We start from the raw sequence: 1,236 nt of genomic DNA, 5'->3' as shown, positions 1-1,236 counted from the left end.
GGTATGTCAACACTAAACTGGACAAAAATTATAAGGTCTGTTGCTTGAATTCCACTGGAGTTAAATAGCCTAGTGTCCCATGAATTCGAATGTTATTGAACCAATGAACATAATCATCAAGTTCAAGTGCGAGCTGTTCAAGAGTAGAGAAATGTGCTCCGTTAGCGAATTCGGTTTTAAATACCTTAAACATCGCCTCAGCCACGGCGTTATCATAAGGGCATCCCTTCATGCTCAGGGATCGCTGGATTCCGAATGTTTCTAGGGCTTTTGAAATGAGCTTATTATCAAACTCTTTTCCTCGGTCTGTATGAAACATTTGTATGTCGCCCAAGTTACCTCTAATACTTACTAGTGCTTGATAAACCAGCTCTGCTGTCTTATTTGCACCAGCACTACGGCCAATGATTTCACGATTGAAAAGGTCGACAAATAAGCATACATAATGCCATTTTGTTCCGACACGGACATATGTTAAATCACTCACGATGACAGCCAACGGCTCTTCTTGCTCAAATTGGCGCTGTAATTCATTTTTTATCGGCGCTTCATTACATGTTGAGTTACGCACCTTATACTGTGCTACTGTATAGTTTGATACTAGTCCAAGACCTTTCATTAAACGACCAATTCGACGACGTGATACGTGTTTTGGCTCTGGTAATTTACTTAGTTCTTTCTTGATTTTACGCGTACCATAATTATTACGGCTTTCTTTGAAAATACGAGCAATCTCTTTGGAAATCTCTTTATCTTCAGTTTTTAGCGCACGTTTGCCACAAACATCGGCATGATAGTAATACGTACTTTTCGGAATATCAAGGACGTCACACATTGCTGATACTGAATATTTGTGAGCGTTATTTCGAATCACATCTATTTTCGTCCCATGATCAGCGCTGCTTGCTTTAAAATATCATTCTCCATCAATAAACGTTGGTTTTCTTTGCGTAATCGAGCTAGTTCGTTATCTTCTTCAGAGCGATTATCTTTGGCAGCGAATGAACCGGTTTCTTGATGGTTTTTAATCCAACGGTCTAAAGCCGAAGGCGTTATATCGTATTCTCTGGCAATATCTGCACGGGATTTTCCATTTTCATAAAGTTTTACTAATTGCAATTTAAATTCAGATGTAAAAGTTCGACGTTGACGTGACATAGTAGCACGCTCCTTTAAGTTGGTAGTCTAAGTGTACTAGCCCTTATTTTTTATGTCCAACTTAGTGTAGCCGATTCA

At 39.2% G+C, this 1,236-nt stretch carries 1 protein-coding gene; it reads right to left on the bottom strand.

Translation table 11 applies throughout. The features are described 5' to 3' along the window. Positions 1-28: 28 nt before the first annotated feature. Positions 29-1,158, bottom strand: a protein-coding gene (locus tag ACQKNX_RS25625; protein WP_427431342.1) for an IS3 family transposase whose coding sequence is annotated in 2 segments (ribosomal slippage) — positions 29-912 and positions 912-1,158 — 1,131 coding nt in all. Because the reading frame shifts where the segments join, the coding sequence is not laid out codon by codon here. Between the last annotated feature and the right edge of the window lie 78 nt (positions 1,159-1,236).

Source organism: Lysinibacillus sp. NPDC093712 (genome assembly GCF_050280025.1).
GTDB lineage: Bacteria > Bacillota > Bacilli > Bacillales_A > Planococcaceae > Lysinibacillus.
The sequence above is the reverse complement of the archived record's forward strand: the minus strand, read 5'-3'. Positions and strand labels throughout refer to the sequence as shown.